15 protein-coding genes and 3 pseudogenes are annotated in these 16,069 nt (G+C 53.1%); 17 read left to right on the forward strand and 1 reads right to left on the reverse strand.

Going from position 1 to position 16,069, the window contains the following annotated elements; all coding sequences use genetic code 11:
- The 3 genes from IPG80_RS12525 to IPG80_RS12535 all read left to right on the forward strand — a co-directional run.
- On the forward strand, window positions 1-1,025 hold a 1,025-nt coding region (locus tag IPG80_RS12525; protein WP_345107248.1), incomplete at its 5' end, for a permease.
- Window positions 1,026-1,099: 74 nt separating this feature from the next.
- Complete coding sequence (locus IPG80_RS12530; protein ID WP_345107251.1) at window positions 1,100-1,852, forward strand: TIGR03943 family protein; 753 nt, start codon at window positions 1,100-1,102, stop codon at window positions 1,850-1,852.
- Window positions 1,849-3,210, forward strand: coding sequence for an Ig-like domain-containing protein (locus tag IPG80_RS12535; RefSeq protein ID WP_345107254.1), 1,362 nt, complete (start codon window positions 1,849-1,851; stop codon window positions 3,208-3,210). Before IPG80_RS12530 ends, IPG80_RS12535 begins: the two co-directional genes overlap by 4 nt.
- Window position 3,211: 1 nt before the next feature.
- On the opposite strand, the gene IPG80_RS12540 is transcribed toward IPG80_RS12535, so the two are convergent.
- Window positions 3,212-4,339 (reverse strand): GGDEF domain-containing protein, encoded by a 1,128-nt coding sequence (locus IPG80_RS12540; RefSeq protein WP_345107257.1) that lies wholly within the window; start codon window positions 4,337-4,339, stop codon window positions 3,212-3,214.
- A gap of 107 nt (window positions 4,340-4,446) precedes the next feature.
- On the opposite strand from IPG80_RS12540, the gene IPG80_RS12545 reads away from it, so the two are divergent.
- The 14 genes and pseudogenes from IPG80_RS12545 to IPG80_RS12610 all read left to right on the forward strand — a co-directional run.
- A complete protein-coding gene (locus tag IPG80_RS12545; protein ID WP_345107260.1) occupies window positions 4,447-6,969 on the forward strand; it encodes a hypothetical protein in 2,523 nt (840 codons plus the stop codon).
- Between the two features lie 103 nt (window positions 6,970-7,072).
- Entirely contained in the window at window positions 7,073-7,495 is a 423-nt protein-coding gene (locus tag IPG80_RS12550; protein ID WP_345107263.1) for a Fur family transcriptional regulator, read from the forward strand.
- 89 nt (window positions 7,496-7,584) lie between these two features.
- Window positions 7,585-8,370 (forward strand): annotated as a pseudogene (locus tag IPG80_RS12555) (metal ABC transporter substrate-binding protein).
- Between the two features lie 294 nt (window positions 8,371-8,664).
- Window positions 8,665-9,795, forward strand: coding sequence for a hypothetical protein (locus IPG80_RS12560; RefSeq protein WP_345107266.1), 1,131 nt, complete (start codon window positions 8,665-8,667; stop codon window positions 9,793-9,795).
- A gap of 76 nt (window positions 9,796-9,871) precedes the next feature.
- A pseudogene (locus IPG80_RS12565) lies at window positions 9,872-11,214 on the forward strand (GTP-binding protein).
- On the forward strand, window positions 11,211-12,248 hold the full coding sequence (locus tag IPG80_RS12570) for a WD40 repeat domain-containing protein (protein WP_345107269.1): 1,038 nt from the start codon (window positions 11,211-11,213) through the stop codon (window positions 12,246-12,248). The pseudogene IPG80_RS12565 and the gene IPG80_RS12570 overlap by 4 nt, the downstream one beginning before the upstream one ends.
- Window positions 12,249-12,269: 21 nt before the next feature.
- Complete coding sequence (locus IPG80_RS12575) at window positions 12,270-12,512, forward strand: bL28 family ribosomal protein (RefSeq protein ID WP_345107272.1); 243 nt, start codon at window positions 12,270-12,272, stop codon at window positions 12,510-12,512.
- A gap of 62 nt (window positions 12,513-12,574) precedes the next feature.
- On the forward strand, window positions 12,575-13,078 hold the full coding sequence (locus IPG80_RS12580) for a GTP-binding protein (RefSeq protein WP_345107275.1): 504 nt from the start codon (window positions 12,575-12,577) through the stop codon (window positions 13,076-13,078).
- Window positions 13,066-13,515: a GTP-binding protein gene (locus IPG80_RS12585; RefSeq protein ID WP_345107278.1), complete on the forward strand. Its 450-nt coding sequence runs from the start codon at window positions 13,066-13,068 to the stop codon at window positions 13,513-13,515. The genes IPG80_RS12580 and IPG80_RS12585 overlap by 13 nt, the downstream gene beginning before the upstream one ends.
- A gap of 116 nt (window positions 13,516-13,631) precedes the next feature.
- A pseudogene (locus IPG80_RS12590) lies at window positions 13,632-14,296 on the forward strand (energy-coupling factor ABC transporter permease).
- Window positions 14,293-14,571, forward strand: a complete 279-nt coding sequence (locus IPG80_RS12595; RefSeq protein ID WP_345107281.1) for an energy-coupling factor ABC transporter substrate-binding protein — start codon at window positions 14,293-14,295, stop codon at window positions 14,569-14,571. The pseudogene IPG80_RS12590 and the gene IPG80_RS12595 overlap by 4 nt, the downstream one beginning before the upstream one ends.
- A 4-nt stretch (window positions 14,572-14,575) precedes the next feature.
- Window positions 14,576-14,956: a hypothetical protein gene (locus IPG80_RS12600; RefSeq protein WP_345107285.1), complete on the forward strand. Its 381-nt coding sequence runs from the start codon at window positions 14,576-14,578 to the stop codon at window positions 14,954-14,956.
- A 104-nt stretch (window positions 14,957-15,060) separates the two neighbouring features.
- Entirely contained in the window at window positions 15,061-15,309 is a 249-nt protein-coding gene (locus IPG80_RS12605; RefSeq protein ID WP_345107288.1) for a CbiQ family ECF transporter T component, read from the forward strand.
- Window positions 15,306-16,069, forward strand: a 764-nt coding sequence (locus tag IPG80_RS12610) for an ABC transporter ATP-binding protein (RefSeq protein WP_345107291.1), incomplete at its 3' end; no start/stop codon positions are given. The genes IPG80_RS12605 and IPG80_RS12610, both read left to right, overlap by 4 nt.

Raw genomic sequence — 16,069 nt, forward strand, 5'->3', positions numbered from 1 at the left:
GGTATAATCCCCTTGTGCAAACCACAACACCCAATCGCCTTTCACGCAACACCATCCTTTTTGTGCTGCTTGCCGTGCTCACGGCGGTGAGCGCCAGCCTGCTGCCGAACGGAGCCTTCACCTGGCTGTGGGACAGGCTCAACGTCTTTGCCACTGTCTTCCTCGGCATCTTTGTAGAAGCCGTGCCCTACCTGCTGCTTGGCACCTTCGGCTCCGGCTTGGTGGAAGTATTCGTAGACCGCGACCAGATGAGTCGCTGGGTCTCGAACCGTCCTGCCGCGGCGGCGATCAGCGGCGCCTTCATGGGCATGATCTTCCCGGTCTGCGAGTGCGGCGTGGTACCGCTCACGCGCCGTCTCTTCAAAAAGGGACTGCCACTCTCGGCGGGCATCTCATTTTTGCTGGCAGCGCCGGTCTTGAACCCCATCGTGATCCTCAGCACCGCTTCCGCGTTCGGCTGGGGGCAGATGCTTTTTTGGAGATTCACCATCAGCTTGATCATCGCCGTCACCGTGGGGCTGGTCTTTTCGGCGCAGGGAGAGGCGGGCGAGGTTCTTCGTCCGGTCTTGGCTGGAGACGAGCACGACCACATCCACGCCGAAGCGGGGGATTCAGTCCGCGAAAAGATCCGCAAAGCGCTGCTCATTACAGTGGATGAATTCTTCGACATGGGACGCTACCTCATCATCGGCTCGCTGCTTGCGGCGGGATTGCAAACCTTCATTGCACAGTCTTCCCTGCTTGCCATCGGAAGCGGACCGCTTCTTTCGGTCTTGATCATGCTGCTGCTTGCCGTCATCCTTTCCATCTGTTCGACGGTGGATTCGTTCGTGGCGCTGGGCTTCACAGGCGTATTCAGCTTTGGCGCGGTGCTCTCGTTCCTGGTCTTCGGTCCGATGGTGGACATCAAAAGTACGATCATGTACCTGCAAGTCTTCAAACGCCGCGCTGTGACGTACATCATCGCCATTCCATTTATGATGAGCCTGATCGCCGGGTTGGTTTTTAATTACTTTATTAAATGATGTCATGCTGAGCAAAGCATCTCTCGATAACCACAGAGACTTTTGCTATCGCTCAGAGTGACATGGAGAAACCCATGCCTCAACGAATGTTCCGCTCGTATCAAGGATTATTACTTTTCGGGTTGTGTATCTTTTTCGTACTCAAAGCCGTCAACGGGCAGTTGACCTGGTACATCAACTCGCGCTTCGTGCCGCTGACCATCATCGGCATCCTCTTTTTGGCGCTGCTGGCACAAACCCTCTTTTCCGAGATCCGCCGCTCACGCCAGCATGAACTGGAACATCCCGAACATCACCACGAACACGATCATGCGCCTTCTTCTGTGACCTTGTGGGTCATGCTCATCCCGTTGGCGATCGGTCTGCTCATTCCCGCCCGCCCGCTGGATTCTTCGGCATTCTCCACCAAGGGCTTCAACACCAGCGCGCCGCTGGTCAGCTCGGATTCATCTGCAAGTATCTTCGAAACCGAATCACAAGAACGCAACATTCTCCAATGGCTGAAATTGTTCAATTATCAGGACGACATCACCGAATTCATCGGGCAGGAAGCCTCGGTCGTCGGCTTTGTCTACTTCGATGAAGATACCCTCGAAGCGGATCAATTCTTCGTCAGTCGTTTCGTCGTCTCCTGTTGCTCCGCAGACGGCTTCGCCATCGCCATGCCGGTCCGCTGGAGCAACGCCTCCGAGCTTCAGCAGGATAGCTGGGTCGTCGTCAAAGGCAGCATCGCCTCCATCGAACTGGACGGGCAGCGCACGCCAATGATCACCGCTGAGTCTGTTGAAGCCGTAAACATCCCTGATCAGCCCTATCTCTACCCATGAAAACCCGCCTCTCTTTTGACACCGTCGCTATCAGTGTCCTCATAACGCTTGCCATCCTTGCCGGTGTGATCATCTGGGTTGGCGAAAGCGCAGGCGTACAAGTGCGTGTGGATCTGCCTGAAGACGGCGCGGTCGGTCCGTATCAACCGATCACATTCACTTTTTCTGAGACCATCTCGGCAGAGATCACCTCAGACCTGGTCTCGGTTGAGCCCATCCACGATGGTTATCTTGAATCAGTGGATGACCGCAGTGTACGTTACATTCCGCTCAAACCCTATGAACCGGGCACGGTCTATACTGTGAAAGTCATTGCCGGAGAAGTGAACATCAAAGGGCGCGAATTAAAAAAAGCGCAAAATTGGAACATCCATACACGGGAACCACGGGTCGCTTATGTCGTTTCGGAGAACAACCAAAGCAGCATCTGGTCGCTGGGGTTGAACGATAACGCCCCCGTGCGTCTCACAGATGAAAGCATCAAGGTCATCTCGTTCGACGTTGCCCAAAGCGGCGAGTTCCTCATCTTTACTTCCAGCAACGAGAACGGCGGCATTGACCTGTGGCGTGTCAGTCGTGCAGGCGGCGATGCCGCAAAATTATTGGATTGCGGTTTCGATCGCTGCACCACCCCGGTGATCGCGCCGGGCGATAAACGCATCGCCTACTCACGCGAAGCCGCAGGACCCAGCCCAGACCTGCCCTTCGGCTCGCCGCGCATCTGGGTCGTAGACCTGGAAAGCGGCGTAGACCAAGCCGTCTATGAAGACCAAAGCATACTGGGCTATAACCCATCCTGGTCGCCAGATGCGACCCGCCTCGCCTCCTTCGACGGTTTGGCAGACTTCATCCATATGATCAATCTGCAAAACGGCGAAGAATTCCTCTTCCCCTCCACCACCGGCGGACCCGTGACCTGGTCACCCGACTCGACCCGCTTCCTCTACACCACCTTCGAACAAACCGAAGAAGGCGGGCGCACACAGGTCAAACTTGCCGATCTTACGACCAACGAAACCATCGCCTTGATCGGTGAAAAAGACATCTACGATTATTCATATTACTCCGTCGCCTGGTCGCCGCTGGAAGACCGTGCCGTGCTCAGCCTGCGCGCCGATGCAGAAAAACCCATGCAGGTCCTGTGGGTCTTCGATCCCTCCATGCTCGGCGGCATTATCATTACTGACGATACGGAATACACCTACAACTCCCCGCAATGGAACCCGTGGGGCAGCGCCTTGCTCTTTCAGCAATTCAAATTAAAGGGACAATACAAACCAGAAGTGGGGTTGTGGCAGGAAGGCACGAATCAATCTGTCATACTCACAGAAGGCATTCTGCCGCAATGGTTGCCGTGATTCAACGTCCGAGTTCGCGCTTTTCGTTCTTCTTTTCATACATTTGTATATCGGCACGATGCAGCAACTCTTCAAATGTCTCATCAACTACTTCCAGCACGGAGACCCCCACACTCACGGTCGAGTTGATCAGCAGCCCAGAAACCGGGGTATCCACCTGTGCCCACACATCCTGAATGCGGTTTGCAACCAGCCAGCCGCCTTCAAAATCTGTTTCAGGCAGTAGTAACGCAAACTCTTCACCCCCCAGCCGCCCCAAAAGGTCCGATCCGCGTTTTTGTTCCATGACCGTCTTCACAAAAGAGATCAAAACTTGATCCCCTGCCAAATGACCAAATTGATCATTGATGGATTTAAATTTATCCAGGTCAAACATGAGCACACAAAACGAATGTCCGTATCGCTTTGAACGGGACAGCTCACGTTCTGCCAATTCGAAAAAATACCGCCGAGTCAAACACTCTGTTAACGGATCCGTCTGGAGCAGCCGGGTCGCCAGTTGACTGGCTTCGCGTTCCTTGATGTAGGCAAGGAACGCCGTCCGGCGAAAAGATTGGGTCTGAAGCGCAGAGACGAACCCCACTCCCTGCACGAAAAAATGCACAGTTGATACCAGGCTGCGTGTGGCAAGCGGCACATCGGTTTTTGTCAGAAAGATCAACACGATCGACATTGCCGAAAAGCACACCATAATAACGAACAGCTTATGCAACCGGATATTCGAAAAAACATACGCGCCAAAAATGAACAGGATATCCACACTGGTGGTCAGATGACTGGCGGAGCGCAGGAAATTAAAGATCAAAAAATAAAAAACAGCCGTCCACAACCAGACCGTGAACAACCGGTCGATCACTTCATAGGACGGCTTGCGTTGAATATACACCACCGCCCCCAATGTAAAAACAGAAAAGCTAACTCGAATAAGGTATGCGAACAATAATTGATTCTGAACCTCACGCAGAAAGACCGTATCCAAATAAAGCATGGCGATGTTCGCAATAATAATGAAAACGCCAATGATCGAATACATGGTAACAACATCTTGCAGGTAAAATTCCTGGTACTCCCCCTCCCTTTCTTTTAAATCCGGCAAAATGCCATTAAACAGATTCTTGATGACAAGCATATTCGAATTTTAGTCCATTCATTAATTAAAACGAAGTCATTCGAATGTCAGATTTGAAAGCATTCCCCCTACAGACCCAAAATCCATCAGACATGTATAATCGTTCCGTGTCACAAAAACCTCCCATCTCTTTTTATTTCCGCGCAGTGTTTTTACTTGCTCTGCTTGCCGCGCAACTGCGCCCCGCCGAAACCGTCAAAGCGCATCCCGCCGACATCTATGCCCACACCATTACAGTCACACTCTCGCAAACCGAGATGCAGATCAAATGGCAGCTCAAGCCGGGACCGTTACTCGTCAACTTCATTTGGAATGAAATGGACGCAGACCAGGATGGCTCGGTCAGCGAATCGGAATCCGCATCCTGGAGCGCCTCACGTCTCGATTTGTTGCTGGTCAGCCTCGATGGCAAATCCCTGCCGCTGAGGGTTGATTCCATTGAAATTCCATCCAGTATGCAAGCCTTTCAGGCGGGTGAAGAACTCATCATTTTCAACCTCTCTGCAGATTTAAGCCAGAACCCCAACAACGCCCAACGCATTGTCATTGAGAACGGCATGGAGACCACCAAATCGATCAATTGGTTCTATCTCACTGCTGAAGACAGCACCGCCTTTCTCTTCCCTTCGCAAAAGAGCCACATCCTCACCATTGACCACATTCGCAACCCGGAGTCCATCGAAGACCAAAGCCGCCTGCTCACCACATGGGATAGCGGCGCACCTGCCCTGCCATTTGGTCAACAAAAGGATGTCGTCACTGAAACTGCCGAACAAGTGGTGCCAGAGCTTCAACAACGCTCGCCGCAAGAGATCCTCCTGGATCTGGTTCGCAGCAAAGAACTTTCCATTTCCTTTTACCTATTTGCCCTGCTCATCGCACTTGCGCTTGGCGCATTGCACGCCCTGACGCCCGGGCACGGCAAGACGGTGGTTGCCGCCTATCTCGTCGGTTCGCGTGGAACGTCCTGGCATGCGATCGTACTCGGGACAGTGGTCACGCTGACGCACACCGGCTCGGTGTTCTTATTGGGCATTCTTACGCTGGCAGCATCTAAGTATTTTCTGCCAACAACGGTCATCCCTTTTCTTGAAATCTTATCTGGTGCGCTGATCCTTGGATTGGGTCTGTATTTGCTCTGGCAACGCTTTGTCTATTGGCGCGATTCAAGAAAGCCAAAAGAATCACAACCAAACCATATTTCACTCACACCCAAAGCAACCAGCAAAAAGCCGGTTGGGTCGGTCAAAGTGCAAACCATGAAGCCGGGTATGCATCATCATGGTGATGGCAAAATGCACTCGCATGATGTCCCAGAAGCCATCACCTGGCGTTCGCTTATCGCCCTGGGAGTCAGCGGTGGGCTCGTCCCCTGCCCGGATGCGATCGCCATCCTTCTGGTTGCCATTGCCATTAACCGTCTCATGCTTGGGCTGGCACTCATCCTTTCGTTCAGTCTAGGGCTGGCAGTGGTGCTGATTGTCATCGGTTTGCTCATGGTCAACAGCCGCCGTCTCTTCGATCGTATGGGCTTCCTCGATAAATTCGCGCCGGTCATGCCTTTGGTCTCTGCCATTGTGGTTGTCATCCTCGGCGCAGCGTTGACTTGGGGTGCGGCAGTTCGAGCGAAGGAAAATGCCGGGCTTGTGCTGCCAGTTCAAACGTCGATAAACGAAGCGCGCATCCTGTATCTGCGCGAGGACGAGAATCGCGTCAAGCAGTTATTCATCACTGAGTATGCCAACGACACGTCGAATGTGGTTTCCGAAGAAACTCAAAGCGTGGATGACTTTGCCGTCTCGCCAGACGCAGCACAGGCGGCATACATCATACAAAAAGATAGCGCATCCAGCGAACTCTGGCTCGTGGATTTGAAGACGAACGTACGCAAAAAATTATCAGACTGTATGGAAGCGATCTGCTCAGGCATGGTCTGGTCGCCGGATGGCAGCCGCATCATTTACGAGAACATGAGTTTGGACGGCAACGGCTTGCCAACCTTATGGTGGGTGGATGTAACCACTGCTGAAGCCCAACCTGTCTTCCAGGACACACAATTGCCCGGCGGTAACCCGCGCTGGTCACCGAACGGGGAATGGCTGAGCTACGCCACGCCGGAAGGCATCCGTTTGTATAACCTTGAGAATGGTGAAACGCGCGTCATCGAAAATGTTTTAGGCGCAGCGGCAATGTGGTCACCGAACAGCAAAACCATTCTGCTGCGCGATGTGGTCATCAAGCACGATCAATTCGTGACGCAGTTATTCATTTACGGCATGGAATCACAAACGCTGGTAAACATCAGCCCGGATGCGGGGTTTGAAAATACACTTGCGGCGTGGTCGCCAGATGGCGAAACGATCGCTGTTGTGCGACGCGACCTTTCCATTCCGCGCGGCGATCAAATTTGGGTCATGAGTGCAGATGGCAGCAACCCCCGCATGCTCACAAATGATGTCGATGCTTTGCATGGCAGCTTGAATTGGTCACCGGACGGAAAATATTTACTCTACGAGGTATACGCCCTCGAAGTATTCCCTTTCTCTTCACGCCTGCAAGTGTTGGATGTGGAAAGCGGCGAAGTGAATGATCTGGAGCTACAAGGCTTTAATCCTAAATGGGTGTGGTGAAAATCAGACCTGTCAGGTTTTAAAAACCTGACAGGTCTCTTCTCTTGACTCTTCGAAAAACTCCCCTTATACTAATTGAAAATGATTTTCAGTAAGGAAATCCATGATAACATCCTCTGAAATGTGGCTGGAACAATTGCATGATAACGGGTACCGTGTCACTGCGGCGCGGCGGGCGGTGGTGGATACGGTCTTTGGTTCCACCCATGCGCTAACCCCGATCGAAGTCTATGACACGGCACGCAAGAAGTATCGCGCGTTGGGTTTGGTCACGGTTTACCGCACGCTTGAAAAGCTCGAAGAACTGCACCTTATTCAACGCGTGCATCAACCGCTGGGTTGCCAGGCATTCATTTCAGCCGGGCATGGGCATCAACATCTTTTGTTATGTCAGCAATGCGGGCAGGTCGAATTTTTCGAAGGCGATGATCTCGATGCCTTGACCAAGTCGATCGCACGCAAGACCGGTTACCAAATTCAGGAACACTGGCTGCAATTGTTCGGTCTGTGCGCAAATTGCAAGTAAATCAACGCCTTCACAAAGGCTGTGTCTTTGTGAAGGCGTAAATAAAAAAAATCCCTCACAATGTGAGGGATAAAAAATAGGAGCTCTAAATGAAAAAGATTTTCAATACCATTATCACAGCATTAACTCTCTCGGCTCTTCTCCTCGCCGGGTGCGGGTCTGCCCCTCAAAGCGAAGGCGGCACCTTGAACGTCCTCGCCTCCACCACCTTCCTGGCAGACATTGCCCAGAACGTCGCAGGTGACCGTGTGACCGTGGAATCCCTGCTGCCCGTCGGTGCGGATCCACATTCCTATCAAGCCGCGCCCTCCGATGTTTCCAAGATCGCGGAAAGCAATGTTCTGATCCTCAATGGCGTGGAGTATGAACACTTTATCGAACCGCTGCTGGAAAACGCAGGCGGTGAAAGATTGATCATTGAAGCGACAACCGGGCTGACCCCGCATCAGATGGAAGAACATGCCGGACAGCCGAAGCAGGAACAGCTGAAGTCACGAGCATGAAGCGGGCGATCCGCATATGTGGCTGGACCCGAATCTTGTCATCACCTATGTCGGAAAATATCCGCGATGGCTTGAGCCGAAGCAGACCCTGATGGTGCAGAAACCTACGACGCCAATGCAGAGGCGTATATTGCACAGCTCAAAGAACTGGATGGCTTCATCATGGAACAGGTGGAAAGCATCCCTGCTGAACGCCGCCTGTTGGTGACCAATCATGAAGCGTTGGGGTATTTTGCGGAGCGCTATGGTTTTGAGATCGTGGATACCATCTTGCCAAGTTTTAGTTCTGAAGCAAGCGCCTCGGCGCAAGAAATCGCCGCGGCCATCGATGCGGTCAAAGCATTCCGGCGCACCTGCCATTTTCCTCGGTGAAGTGGAAAATGCTGACCTTGCGAATCAGATCGCTTCTGAAACAGGCGTCAAAGTGGTGGAACAGACTTTACCTTGAATCCTTGACCGACGGCGCCCCCGCCGCGACCTATATTGAGATGATGAAACATAATGTGACCGAAATTGTTGAATGGTTTGAAGTAAACACCCTGTATTCCCCAAAGACAGGGAGCCGCAAACTCCCTGTCTTTTTATAGATTTTCTTATTGAAAACGTTTTTCATTTAGAGGAGTCGAGATGTTGGACTGGCGCGATCTTTGGACAGGAGGTTTCTGAATGCCTGGAGCCTGTGGCGATGCCCCCGTGTGGGGCACAGATTATTCCCTGCCTGATCTATATGAAAAGAGTCTGCTGCTGCCTACGGACATTGCTCACGCGGCGACCGAAGCGCACCCAAGTGAACGCTGGGCGGCGACTCTCAACGCGTCTGTCCTCGTGGTGAAGAACGTCGCTCAGGCGCGGCGCTTGATCCTCGAAGCGCTCAACTTGCGCGGCAAGACTGTTGCGGTAGACGCCAATGCCTCTGTGGACGTTGTCAACGCGGTGAAGCGGCATGGAGCGCAGATTCAGTTTCGGATGTTGGAGCAGGCTTTCGGTCAGGATGAAGCGCGGGGATTCGGTTTGGGCGTGGATGCGGCTTGGATGCAGACTCAAGCTGGGGCGTGGATTCAGTCCGCTTCCTCCTCCCCAATTCCTGTTGTGGCAGATTGCAGCAACTCGCTGCCGATAGCGAATCCTTCACTTTCTGCCGATGTCACTTTGTATGGCTTGCACCTTTCAGCGGATGAGACTCAGGCGGGCGCGTTGTTGGTCTTTTCCAAACGCGGCGAATGGCTGCGCAATGCGATCGGCATTCGCATGAGTGAGAGCGATCTGCCGTGTTGTGAGAAGTCTGTGGCACAGCACGAACGTTGGTTCGGCGCAGATGGATTGGCGCAAAAGCAGTTGCAGGTGTTGCACGAGATTCGGCGCGGATTGCATGAGGCGGCAGGTTTGCCGATGAACGATGAACAGCAGATTTTTCTACCGTATGGGGTGGCGGTGCGCATTCCCGATGAATGTGAAGTTTCGACCTTCATGATGTATCTGCGGGCAGAGAACACGCCTTCAAAGTGGGCGCCCGAGATTCGTCCGCTGCATTACGCGGCGATTGCCACACAGCGCGAGTCGGCGGAACGGTTGGCACGTTGGGTCTTGATCCCTGCCAGCCCGTTTTTTACAGAAAAAGAAATTCGCGGCGCGGTCTTGGGTGTGGTGAAGACAGCGGAATATCTTGGCGTGCGTTGGTACACCGATACGAATCGCGCCGTGGAATACGCCGCGTTGATGAATGAGATGTACGGCGAAGGGCACGACGCCTATCGCCCGATATTTTTACCTGTGCAAATGGAATTAAGAATCAACTAAAAAATGGACGGCAGACCATCGACCGCAGACCGCCGTCCATCGTCCACAGTCTGCGGTCGAATACAAGGAGAAAAAAATGGATACTCGTGTTCCCGTCACCGTCTTGACTGGTTTTCTTGGCTCAGGCAAGACCACCTTATTGAATCGTATTCTGCATGAGAATCACGGCAAACGCATTGCCGTGATTGAAAACGAATTTGGCGAAGTGGGCGTTGATCAGGAATTGGTCATCGGCGCCGAAGAAGAAGTCTTTGAAATGAACAACGGCTGTATCTGTTGCACCGTGCGCGGAGATTTGATCCGCATTCTCGGCAACCTGATGAAGCGCAAAGACAAGTTCGATTACATCCTGATCGAAACCACAGGCATGGCAGACCCAGGTCCCGTGGCGCAGACCTTCTTCATGGATGAAGAACTCGCCGCGAAAATGCGCCTCGATGGCATCGTCACACTGGTGGACGCCAAGCACGTCATTCAGCATTTGGATGATACGCCCGAAGTGGTGGAACAGATCGCCTTTGCCGATGTTATTTTGCTCAACAAAGTGGACTTGGTGGAACCCGCCGCACTGGACGAACTCGAAAGCCGCATCCACGCCATGAACGCCGCCGCAAAGATGTACCGCACACAAGACGCGGTGATTGACCTCGACCGCATTCTCAATGTTGGCGGATTCAACGTCACCCGCGCGATGGAAGTTGACCCGAAGTTCATGGAGCCTGAATATCCCTTTGAGTGGGCGGGTGCGTACAACCTGCACGCGGGCGAATACGAACTCGTCCTGCAACCAGGTCCCGATGACGAGACAATGGATGTTGCTTTTCTGCCGCTGATTTCCGCAGGCGCGGAAGGAATCGAAACCGCCATCATGCCTGCCACGTTAACTTTTTCTGCGCGTGAGTACGCCAAAAAATACAGCGGCGAGTCCATTCAACCCGAAGAACAACTCCATCGTTTGCCCATCACCACTGAAAATGAAATGCGTTTCAATCTCAAAGTAGATAAACCCAGCGCGTATGGTCTGTTCACCGAACATCACCCTCCGAATTCAATCTGGCATTGATGAACAGTGCGGCTATTTCACCCGTCAGCCAGCGTGAATTCAAGCCGCCGCATGAGCACGATGATGAAGTGACCTCGGTGGGCATCACCACCCCAGGCGACCTCGACGATAAAAAACTCAACGCATGGCTCGGCAAACTCCTGCGCGAAAAAGGCGTGGACATCTTCCGCATGAAGGGCGTGCTCAGCATCAAAGGCGAAGACCGCCGCTTCGTGTTCCAGGGTGTTCACATGCTCTTCGACGGTCGCCCCGAACGTCCGTGGGGCAACGAGACTCGCCGCAACACGCTCATCTTCATCGGGCGCAACCTCGACCGCGCCGAACTCAACCAATCCTTCCGCGATTGTCTGGCATGAAGAAGACTACATTCAATCACCTCTGGCGCAACGCCATTGACGACCACGTCCTCGCATTGGATTGGTCACCCGACGGGCAGACTCTCGCTGTCGCAAGCGTGAGTGGACCCGTGACTCTCTTCCACCTCGACGGGACGCGCCGCTTCACTCTACCCGCTCACGGGTTCGGGACGATGAGCATGAGGTTTCAGCCTAAGCCTGATTCTTCACTTCTCGCCACCAGCGGACAGGATGGCAAAGTCCGTTTATGGGACTCATCCACGGGCGAACAAATCTGCGAGATGGATGGCGGTTCGGCGTGGGTGGAGCGACTCGACTGGAGCACTGACGGCGCGTATCTCGCTTCGTGTGCGGGGCGAAAAATCCGCTTGTGGAATCCCGAAGGGGAAATGCTTCAGGCGTATGACCATCCTCGGTCAACGGTATCCAGCCTCGGCTGGCGTCCGAAGCGGGCAGGGGATGAGCGTCCGCAAGTGTTGGCAGTCACAGGCTACGGCGGATTGAATCTCTATACGCCAGGCGAATCCACCTGCATTGAAGAAAATCCGTGGAAGGGTTCGGCGTTGGTCATGGCATGGAGTCCCGATGGCAGGTTCATCGCCACGGGTGATCAGGACTCGACCATCCACTTTTGGTTTGCCGACACGGGACAGAACCTGCAAATGTGGGGCTACCCCGTCAAGGTCATGCAACTCGCGTGGGACGCGTCCAGCCGTTACCTTGCCACGGGCGGCAGCGACAGCGTGGTGGTTTGGGATTGTTCAGGCAAGGGACCCGAAGGCACAAAGCCCGCCACCCTGCAAAGCCACGAAGATCTGATCTCGTGCCTCGCCTTTCAACCCGTGGGTGACATCCTCGCCTCAGGCGGGCGCGATGGCAATTTGATGTTGTGGCGCGGAATGAAGAATAAAAAATCTCCGCTGCTTACGGCAGAGTTGGAAGAACCCGTCAGTCAAATCACGTGGTCACCCAATGGCAAGTTCCTCGCCGCAGGCACCGAAGCGGGTGATGTGTTTTTGTTTGAAGTGAAATGAACATAAGAGGAGATTTATAAAATGGCACGTAAACTCAATCACAAAACCCGCAAGGCGCTGGCGCCCAAGACCCGCTTTGGAAAGAGCGTCAGTTTTTCACAGCGGCATACATCGCGTACCTACAAACCCAATTTGCAAAAGGTTACGCTGTTGATTGATGGAAAATCCATCACGCTCACATTGTCGGCGCGTCAGATCCGCTCACTGGGCAAGGACAAACAACCAAAGAAGTTGATGACTGAATTGAAGAAACTGGCAAAATAAAAAAGAATCCCATCCCTGTCAGCGTCCTCGTCGGGTTTCTCGGCGCGGGCAAGACGACTTTATTGAATCATATTCTCTCGCAAAATCACGGGCGCAAGATCGCCATCATCGTCAACGAATTTGGCGAAATCAACATTGACTCAAAACTGGTGCGCCATACCACCGAAAAAATGATACAGATGTCCAACGGTTGTATCTGTTGCACACTGCGTGATGACCTGCTGCAAGAACTGCAAACCCTCAGCCAGATGCCCGACCTCGAATACATCCTGATCGAGTCTCCAGGTATTGGCGAACCGATGCCGATTGCCCAAACCTTTTACATGGGCGGGTTGGAGGATGAATTGCGGCTCGATAGCATTATCACCGTGGTGGACGCGCTCAATTTTGGCAGACCTACCACAGTGAAGGCGAACGGCTGGACGAAAATGGCGCGACCTTTATTGAGCCGCTTGCGCCGCTGCTGGTGGATCAACTTGAATTTACCAACATTGTATTGGTCAATAAAACGGACATGGAAAACGCGGGAAGATGTGTCCAACCTGGAAACTTCATGCAAAAATTGAACCCCGACGCGGAGATCCACCACACCGTTCACGGGCAGGTGGATCCGTCCCTGCTTATTAATACAGGGCTATACGATTACGAGCGCGGCGCCGAAGCCGAAGATTGGGACTTGGAATGGAACCAGCCTTCCAGCGAAGTGGAGGAATATGGCTTTGCCAGTTTTGCCTTCCGCAGTGAAGCGCTCATGGATTGGAACGCCTTCGATCAGTTCTTGAACAGCCCTGCATACAACCTCGTGACTCGTTCAAAGGGTATTGTCTTTTTCAGCGACCATAATCCTATTTTGCTCAGTCAGGCAGGCGGATTGTGCGAAGTGGATGAGATCGAACCCGCCGAAGGTGAAGTGGAAGAAGATACAACCACCGAATTGGTCTTTATCGGGCAGGAAATGCCGCGCGAAGAAATCTTAGCTGCGCTTGAATCCTGCAAAGTGTAAATTCATTCATCAAAAAGGAGAATCAAATGAAACGTAAAAATCTTTTCAATGCATTGTCGCTGTTGTTGGCGCTGGTGTTATTAAACATCGGCGTGGTATATGCCAAGCCAGCACAAATGCATATTATGGAAGGCTTTCTGCCTGTCGGCTGGGCGATCTTCTGGTTTGTTGTATCTCTGCCGTTTTGGGCGATCGGTTACATGCGTATCCGCCGCACCGTTGCAGAGAAACCCGAAACACGTCTTCTGTTGGGCATGACGGGCGCGTTTGCTTTCGTATTAAGCGCGCTCAAAATTCCGAGCGTAACGGGTTCAAGCAGTCACCCCACAGGCACAGGGTTGGGCGCGATTCTGTTTGGCCCGTTCGAGATGGTGATTTTGGGAACCATCGTGCTGCTCTTTCAAGCCATCCTGTTGGCGCATGGTGGTCTGACCACACTGGGCGCGAACTCGTTCAGCATGGCAATCGCGGGTCCGTTCGTGGCGTATGGTGTGTGGAAACTGCTCAAAGGCGCACATCAGATAGTGTTGCCATTTTCACCGCCGCCGCGTTGGCAGACCTGATTACCTACGTGGTCACTTCTGTGCAACTGGCTTTGGCTTATCCCGATCCCGTCAGCGGATTCATGGGATCGTTCGTCAAGTTCGGCACCATCTTTGCCGTCACTCAAATTCCGTTGGCGATCAGTGAAGGCATTCTGACGGTGTTGGTCGTGAACGCGCTTAAGGGATTGGCTGTGCCCGAACTCAAATCCATTGGACTCGCAGGAGCAAAGTCATGAAGCAAAACACCTTGATCCTTATTCTGATTGTGATCGCATTGGCAATCGTGCCACTCTTCTTAAATCCGAATTCTGAATTCGGCGGCGCAGATGGTCAGGCGGAAGGCGCGATCCTTGAAATTGCGCCAAACTATCAGCCCTGGTTTGAATCTCCGTGGTCGCCTCCAGGCGGCGAAACGGAAAGCCTGTTATTCGCCTTGCAAGCCGCGCTCGGCGCGGGCGTGATCGGCTATTACTTCGGCGTCAAACGCGGACAATTTACCACGAAGAAATAAAACATTGAATCTGATCGACCGCACCGCCTACGCAACACCCTTACGCAAACTAGACCCGGCGTATAAGGCTGGGTTCAGTTTGCTTGTTCTCATTTTGTGCCTCGTGCTCAACCGTCCGCTGGTGGGGGGTGGTGGCAGCGGCTTGGATGTGGATTCTCTCCATTTGGTGTGCGCAGCTACCAGCAAGTCTGATCCGAAAAGTTTTGCTGGCAGAGGGCGTATTTCTGGCGTTATCCGTCGCGGGCGTGGCGGTCAACATCCGCTTTTATCCATTCTTTTTTGGGATAACAGCCGACGGGCTGGATTCTGCGCTGCTGCTTTTTACCCGCGCCCTGGGTTGTGCCTCAGCGATGAATTTTCTCGCTCTTACCACGCCGTTAGTTGATCTGTTAGACCTGGGCAGGAGGCTGCGCCTTGCGCCTCTTTTGCTTGATCTAATGACCTTGATCTACCGCTTTTATTTTTACCCTGCTCGAAAGCATGGAGCGAATGCGAACCGCGCAAGACGCGCGCCTCGGCTACAGTGGATTTTGGCGCGGCATGTCGAGCGCAGGGGAATTGGCAGCGCGTCTGTTCGTGGACGCGTATCAACGCAGTGCGCGCGTGCAGATCGCGCTGGAAGGGCGCGGATATGCGGGCGAGTTGCGCGTGCTGCCTGCGGAGTATCGGCGCGACAGGCGCGTGTTTGCGCTGGCGGCTATTGTTACATTAAGTATGTTTTTTGTTTGGAGTTTATGATGTGTCTGCTTGAACTGGTTGATATTCATTACAGTTATCCAGGACATGAACGCAATGCCCTGCATGGAGTTTCGCTTCACTTCCCGCCCGGCGACCGTGTGGCGTTGATCGGACGCAACGGTTCGGGCAAGTCCACGCTCATGCTGCATTGCAACGGAATCTTATTTCCGCAGCAGGGTGAAGTGCGTCTGGGAGGAGTTACCGTCACATCAGACCGCGCTTCCTTAACAAACCTGCGCCGTCATGTAGGATTGGTTTTGCAAGACCCCGATGACCAGTTATTTTCAGCAAGTGTCGCGCAGGATATTAGCTTTGGTCCGCTCAATCTGGGACTTTCCACCTGTGAAGCCCATGCCCGTGTAGACGAAGCCGCCGCGTTATGTGATGTAACGCACCTGTTGGAGCGTCCCACTCATGCCTTATCTGGCGGCGAAAAGACCCGTGTCGCATTGGCGGGTGTGCTTGCCATGCAGCCGTCCATTTTGGTGGCGGATGAACTCATCAATAGTCTCGATCCGTGGGCACGCCAGCAAATATTCACCATTTTGGATCGCCTGGTGAAAAGTGGCAAAACCGTCATGCTCGCCACACATGATATGGATGTTGCCTTTGGCTGGGCAGAGCGCGTGGTCTGGATGAATGAAGGTCAAATTTATTTTGATGGAAGCGCAGTTGAAGCACAACTGCTTTTTGAAAGTGAAAATCCCGCCTTTGCTGGGCATGTCCCGCCAAGGTTAGTAAAGAAAAGTAAGTTAAGGCT

The organism is Candidatus Villigracilis vicinus, assembly GCF_016702885.1.
GTDB classification, from domain to species: Bacteria; Chloroflexota; Anaerolineae; order Anaerolineales; family Villigracilaceae; genus Villigracilis; species Villigracilis vicinus.

What these genes read in the sequence shown, in the direction of transcription:
- IPG80_RS12585 (WP_345107278.1), top strand. Translation starts at nt 13,066, where the DNA reads ATGCAAAAATTGAACCCCGACGCGGAGATCCACCACACCGTTCACGGG.
- IPG80_RS12560 (WP_345107266.1), top strand. Translation starts at nt 8,665, where the DNA reads ATGCCTGGAGCCTGTGGCGATGCCCCCGTGTGGGGCACAGATTATTCC.
- IPG80_RS12605 (WP_345107288.1), top strand. Translation starts at nt 15,061, where the DNA reads ATGCGAACCGCGCAAGACGCGCGCCTCGGCTACAGTGGATTTTGGCGC.
- IPG80_RS12595 (WP_345107281.1), top strand. Translation starts at nt 14,293, where the DNA reads ATGAAGCAAAACACCTTGATCCTTATTCTGATTGTGATCGCATTGGCA.
- IPG80_RS12575 (WP_345107272.1), top strand. Translation starts at nt 12,270, where the DNA reads ATGGCACGTAAACTCAATCACAAAACCCGCAAGGCGCTGGCGCCCAAG.
- IPG80_RS12530 (WP_345107251.1), top strand. Translation starts at nt 1,100, where the DNA reads ATGCCTCAACGAATGTTCCGCTCGTATCAAGGATTATTACTTTTCGGG.
- IPG80_RS12535 (WP_345107254.1), top strand. Translation starts at nt 1,849, where the DNA reads ATGAAAACCCGCCTCTCTTTTGACACCGTCGCTATCAGTGTCCTCATA.
- IPG80_RS12540 (WP_345107257.1), bottom strand. Translation starts at nt 4,339, where the DNA reads ATGCTTGTCATCAAGAATCTGTTTAATGGCATTTTGCCGGATTTAAAA.
- IPG80_RS12570 (WP_345107269.1), top strand. Translation starts at nt 11,211, where the DNA reads ATGAAGAAGACTACATTCAATCACCTCTGGCGCAACGCCATTGACGAC.
- IPG80_RS12550 (WP_345107263.1), top strand. Translation starts at nt 7,073, where the DNA reads ATGATAACATCCTCTGAAATGTGGCTGGAACAATTGCATGATAACGGG.